This window comes from Moorena sp., assembly GCF_982860115.1.
Window position 1 is genome coordinate 1 of the sequence record NZ_CEYLVT010000346.1, and the last position, 5,397, is coordinate 5,397.

At 44.4% G+C, this 5,397-nt stretch carries 5 protein-coding genes; 2 read left to right on the forward strand and 3 right to left on the reverse strand.

What is annotated here, in order from left to right; translation table 11 throughout:
* The first annotated feature begins 407 nt into the window (after positions 1-407).
* A complete protein-coding gene (locus AC4II3_RS30900) occupies positions 408-635 on the forward strand; it encodes a hypothetical protein (RefSeq protein WP_488016839.1) in 228 nt (75 codons plus the stop codon).
* Between the two features lie 217 nt (positions 636-852).
* On the opposite strand, the gene AC4II3_RS30905 is transcribed toward AC4II3_RS30900, so the two are convergent.
* The gene (locus AC4II3_RS30905) at positions 853-1,299 is read right to left on the reverse strand and encodes a tellurite resistance TerB family protein (RefSeq protein WP_488016841.1); all 447 of its coding nucleotides are present in this window, start codon (positions 1,297-1,299) and stop codon (positions 853-855) included.
* A 196-nt stretch (positions 1,300-1,495) separates the two neighbouring features.
* Here AC4II3_RS30905 and ligA point away from each other — a divergent pair, with 196 nt between their 5' ends.
* Complete coding sequence (ligA, locus tag AC4II3_RS30910; protein WP_488016843.1) at positions 1,496-3,580, forward strand: NAD-dependent DNA ligase LigA; 2,085 nt, start codon at positions 1,496-1,498, stop codon at positions 3,578-3,580.
* Between the two features lie 185 nt (positions 3,581-3,765).
* On the opposite strand, the gene rpsU is transcribed toward ligA, so the two are convergent.
* Both rpsU and dusB read right to left on the reverse strand, forming a co-directional pair.
* Positions 3,766-3,945, reverse strand: a complete 180-nt coding sequence (gene rpsU, locus AC4II3_RS30915; protein WP_008186741.1) for a 30S ribosomal protein S21 — start codon at positions 3,943-3,945, stop codon at positions 3,766-3,768.
* 321 nt (positions 3,946-4,266) lie between these two features.
* The gene (gene dusB / locus AC4II3_RS30920) at positions 4,267-5,277 is read right to left on the reverse strand and encodes a tRNA dihydrouridine synthase DusB (RefSeq protein ID WP_488029786.1); all 1,011 of its coding nucleotides are present in this window, start codon (positions 5,275-5,277) and stop codon (positions 4,267-4,269) included.
* Positions 5,278-5,397 lie beyond the last annotated feature (120 nt).

Genomic DNA, 5,397 nt, shown 5'->3' on the forward strand with positions numbered 1-5,397 from the left:
AGTAGGGAGTAGGGAGTAGGGAGTAGGGAGTAGGGAGTAGGGAGTAGGGAGTAGAGATTAATGATTAGGATAGTTGGGATTAAAAAATATCACAATTGCTTGCTAATTGCTATTCTAATAAAACTAAAATTAACATTGGATTTAATCGCCTATAAACCTACTTTTTTAGTATCTGTAAATTACGTTATTTTTTTAAAATATTTTATTAATTAAGATAGCAAATATTAGTCTATTTAGTTATAGATATTATTTAGAGTTTTTTTTATCATACCTGATATCTTTTACCTATTCTCTCGCAAACAGATCAGATTTTTGAATTTTATCGGAGATAATAACTTGAGAATAATATCCGTGGCGAAGTAATCTCAGTTTGGTTTCATCAGAAACAAACATTAGAGATAAGTTAGATGATGAAAATCTTAAAAGTTCTCAAAAACGGCATGGACTTCAAATTCGACCAAGCGTTGAAAGTGCTGTGCGCTTTATTAGTAGCGGCGCAACTGTTTTTAACTAGCCCACCCCCTGCGATCGCACAGCCCATTGGCCCTTGTGTACTAAATAGGGCTGATATTGTTATACCCTGTACTCGTGACATCAATCCCTGTGGCAATCCTAGGGTTTGCCACAGGGATTGATATTCCTATGATGCATCTGTCGGCAGTTGCATGATCGAAGACATTTCTATGGCAGATGGCCCTGGAAAACCTGTTGAGGGCAAGTGTGCATCCCACCGAAACCGAGTAGTATTTGCACCCGAGACATCAACAGTAGAGGGTTCACTGCTGAAAGTGAACCCTCTACTGAATAGATTTAGCTAGTTTTGTCAAAATTACTAATTAATTAAAAATCCTATTACCCTTGATTTTTAATTAACATTACGTCTATAATTTTTATAGCCGTTTCTTCTGATATCTCTAAAGCATGATAAAGCTCGTTCAAAAACTCTTCTTCATCATCGGTAATTTCTCCATCTGCTAAGATAATATCAGTGGCGATCGCAAAGGCTGTTCCTTGTAGTTCATGGGGTAGTGATTTCAGGGCTGCACTAAGAAGAGGATCAGAACCTTGCCGCTGGAGGAGCATCAAAAGTCGTTCAAACATTCTTGCCATTACATCAGCTGAGTAGCTCCTGAACAGCTGCATTCGAGATAAGGCAGTAATAATGGCTTGTACTTCAGAATTAGTCGCGTATCCGTCAGCAGCACCAGCAGTTAATGCGATCGCAGCAAAGGCTTCAGCTGGTCCGAGTGTTGTTTGGCTGTGTTGACGACTAATTGAAATTTTGTCAAACAGACCCATTGTTCTTGTCTCTTGGAAAAGTACCTTAGTTAATACCAAGATGACATTAGTGACCGCAAACGGAATTAGTAGAAATACTGAACTTGTGACTAAACTTTGCGAAAGTTTTCTATTCCACCTCAAGCAGGGCTATAGTTAATCTGGTTAATCTGACCAACTAAACTAGAGTTAATCTCCATCAAGGATAATCACCCCTGTGGCACCAGTAACCCCCGACGTAAACCAGCGAGTTCAGGAACTGCGGCGACTGTTGCAAAATGCTAGTTATGCCTACTACGTCCTGGACAATCCCATCTTGGCAGATGCCATCTACGATCAACTCTACCGGGAACTGCAAGAGCTGGAAACAGAGTATCCTGAGTTAGTAACCTCTGATAGTCCAACCCAGCGGGTAGGAGAGAAACCAGCTACTGGTTTCGTTTCCGTGCGCCACAATATCCCACTCTATAGTCTGGATAATGCCTTTAACCTTGAGGAATTTAGGCAATGGCAAGAACGATGGCAACGTCATATTTCTGGTGATATTTCCCAAGACTCAGGTCTCAATACTGAATACGTTTGTGAACTCAAAATTGACGGTTCAGCATTAGCACTGACCTATGAAAATGGGATTTTAGTGCGGGGAGTGACTAGGGGTGATGGGTCCACAGGAGAAGATATTACTCAGAATGTCCGCACTATTCGCTCCATTCCTTTGCGGCTTAATCTAGAGCAACTTAATCTAGACCAACATCTAGACCAACTGCCAGCTTTAGTAGAAGTGCGTGGTGAGGCATTCTTACCTCTGGATGTATTTGAGAGGATTAATCAGGAACGAGCACAAGCAGGTGAGCCATTATTTGCTAATCCTCGTAATGCGGCTGCTGGTACGTTGCGCCAATTAGAACCTCGAATTGTTGCTAAACGGCAATTGGCTTTCTTTGCTTATACCTTACATATTCCGAATCAGGATAGTAGTGAGGAGTACACCATCCCAATGCCCAATTCCCAATGGGATGCTCTAGAGTTGCTGAAAAAGCTGGGTTTTCCGGTGAATCCCCATCGCCAATGTTGTGCTTCTCTACAAGATGTTCAGGATTATTACAATTACTGGGATGCGAAACGGAAAGATTTACCCTACCTGACCGATGGGATAGTGGTGAAAATTAATGCTTTCCCGATACAACAACAATTGGGGTTTACCCAGAAGTTTCCTCGTTGGGCGATTGCTCTGAAATATCCGGCTGAAGAAGCTCCCAGTCGTGTGGAAGCAATTACGGTTAATGTGGGACGCACCGGAGCAGTGACACCCTTGGCTATTTTAGAACCAGTGCAATTGGCAGGGACAACAGTACAACGGGCTGCCCTACACAATGGTGATTATGTTGCCCAATTAGATTTGCGAGTTGGGGATACGGTGATTGTACGGAAAGCAGGGGAGATTATCCCGGAGGTGGTACGTGTTTTACCAGAGTTACGTCCTGATCATGCTAAACCCTTCGAGATGCCTACCCATTGCCCTGTTTGTAATCAACCCTTGGTGCGTCCTAAGGGTGAAGCAGTGACTCGCTGTATTAATTCATCTTGTCCTGCGATTGTTAAGGGAACCCTCACCCACTGGGCAAGTCGTAATGCTCTTGATATTAATGGTTTGGGGGAAAAGATTGTAGAACAATTGGTAGACCAAGGCTTAGTGACATCCGTTGCTGACCTTTATGATTTAACCCTAGAGCAGTTGGTGTCATTGGAGCGTATGGGCCATAAGTTAGCCCAGAAGTTGCTAAATGCGATCGCAAAATCCAAAACCCAACCTTGGTCACGAGTCCTTTATGGGTTGGGGATTCGTCATGTGGGTAGTGTCAATGCTCAAACCCTTGCCCAGACTTTTCCTACCATTGAGCAGTTGGCTCAAGCAACCGTCACCGATATTGAGGGAATCTACGGCATTGGACCAGAAATTTCTCAGTCTGTCTGGGGTTGGTTTCAGATTTCCAGCAACCAGACCTTGATTGCTCGATTGCGAGAAGCGGGTTTACAGTTAGAAGCCTCCCAGAACACTATAGCGCTAGATAAAAATCAACCCTTAACCGGAAAAACCTTTGTGATTACTGGCACCTTGCCTACCCTGAAGCGTAGTCAAGCGAAAGACTTGATTCAAAACGCTGGTGGTAAGGTTACTAGTTCCGTTAGTGCCAAAACTGATTATTTGGTGGTTGGGGAAGATCCTGGTTCTAAGTTAGAAAAGGCTAAAGAATTAGGCATTACCCAATTAACTGAATCCCAGTTGTTGGAGTTACTGTAAGTTAAGGTATCCCACACCAAATCTATGTTCCCGATTCCCGATTCCCGATTCCCGATTCCCGATTCCCGATTCCCGATTCCCGATTCCCTTACTGTGGTTGGTTAAACCGGTCAGGTGATGGCAAGTAAGTTAATCAAAAAACCCCGCGTCTCATGACCGGGGAGTGTTGACAGTGGATTGAAGGTTTAGCGGTACCGACGCTTGCGTCTGCGAGCGATCGCTTTGCGCTTTTTCTTTTCAATGGGAGTCTCAAAATGACGTAGACGCTTCATATCAGCAAAAATTCCAGCTTTAGATACTTGTCGCTTAAATCTACGCAGGGCTGACTCAATGCCTTCATTTTCACCGACAACCACTTGGGTCATACTAAATTAATCCTCCTAAATTTGAACAAAAAATTCTATCTATGCTATCATACAATTATACTATCTAGCAAGATGGCTGATAACAAGACGTCATAAGATATTACCGAGCAGGGTCAATACCCGACAGAATCTGCCTGGGCGATTATACCGTCAAATACTGGAAAAAAAGACTATTTCATTAACAATTGCGGTTGATCTCGATGAAGGTAAGGATTCAGCCGTCAGCTGATAGCTATCAGCTATCAGCTATCAGCTATCAGCTGACGGCTGACGGCTGTTCGCGTAGCGTGAGCTAAAAGCTCACGGCTGACGGCTGAACGCTTAGTGATGAAGTTTAGCGATCGCATTTTCAATCAACTCAACGCCTTGGTCAACCGTCTCTATTCTACTGAGTTTCTGACGCAATTCCCCTGCTCCAGGAAACCCTTTCGCGTACCAACTCATGTGTTTCCGGGATTGATAAATACCCCGCTCCCCCTTATAGTGCCATAGACCTTGTAAATGCTCTTTAGCACATTCAAGCAGTTGTACTGGTGTAGTTGGGGGTAACAGTTGTCCGGTTTTCAGGAAATAGTCTATTTCTCCGACTAGAAAGGGATAGCCCAGGGTTCCCCGAGAACACATTACCCCATCAGCACCGGTTTCTTCCAAGCAGCGCACTGCTGCATCGACGGACAAAATATCCCCATTAGCAATAACTGGGATAGACAGCACATCTTTTACCCGCTTAATCCATTCCCAGCGAGCCGAACCATTATACCCCTGGTCACGAGTACGGCCATGGAGGGTCAACATCTGAGCCCCGGCATCTTCCATACGTTGGGCAAATTCTACTGCATTGATCTCCTGATCAGTCCAGCCAATACGGGTTTTGACCGTTACAGGTACCTCAACTGCCTTGACTACTGATCGTACAATTGCTTCTGCCGTTTCTGGATCTCGCAGTAAAGCAGACCCGCCACCATTTTTAGTAATTTTATTAACAGGGCAACCCATATTAATATCCACAGTATCTGCCCCTTCTGCCACTGCCCTTTGTGCTGCTTGAGCCAGAAAGTCCGGGCGACAGTCGAATAATTGGATACTGATCGGTTTTTCTAATGGGTCTACCTCCATAACCTTGGGCAATTCTCGGAGATACTTTAACTGGCTAGCATGAACCATTTCGGTATACATCATGGACTCAGTGGCGTAGCGACGGACTAGGCGACGAAAGACCAGGTCGGTTACTCCAGACAGGGGTGACTGTAAAACCCTGCTGTTGACCTCAACCGAGCCAATTTTAAGGGGTGACGCTAACCGTTGCTGTAATTGTGGAGATAGAACTGGCATGGGGAATGGTGTTGTTTCCGTCGTGATCACCTAATAGCATTTTTTAATTAGGTGAGGTCTTTTTTTTGTTTTAGGGAGCAGGGAGCAGGGAGCAGGGAGCAGGGAGCAGGGAGCAGGGAG

Bases quoted from the DNA above. Each gene is read 5' to 3' on its own strand.
- rpsU (WP_008186741.1), bottom strand. From the start codon at position 3,945: ATGACCCAAGTGGTTGTCGGTGAAAATGAAGGCATTGAGTCAGCCCTG.
- AC4II3_RS30905 (WP_488016841.1), bottom strand. From the start codon at position 1,299: ATGGGTCTGTTTGACAAAATTTCAATTAGTCGTCAACACAGCCAAACA.
- AC4II3_RS30900 (WP_488016839.1), top strand. From the start codon at position 408: ATGATGAAAATCTTAAAAGTTCTCAAAAACGGCATGGACTTCAAATTC.
- dusB (WP_488029786.1), bottom strand. From the start codon at position 5,277: ATGCCAGTTCTATCTCCACAATTACAGCAACGGTTAGCGTCACCCCTT.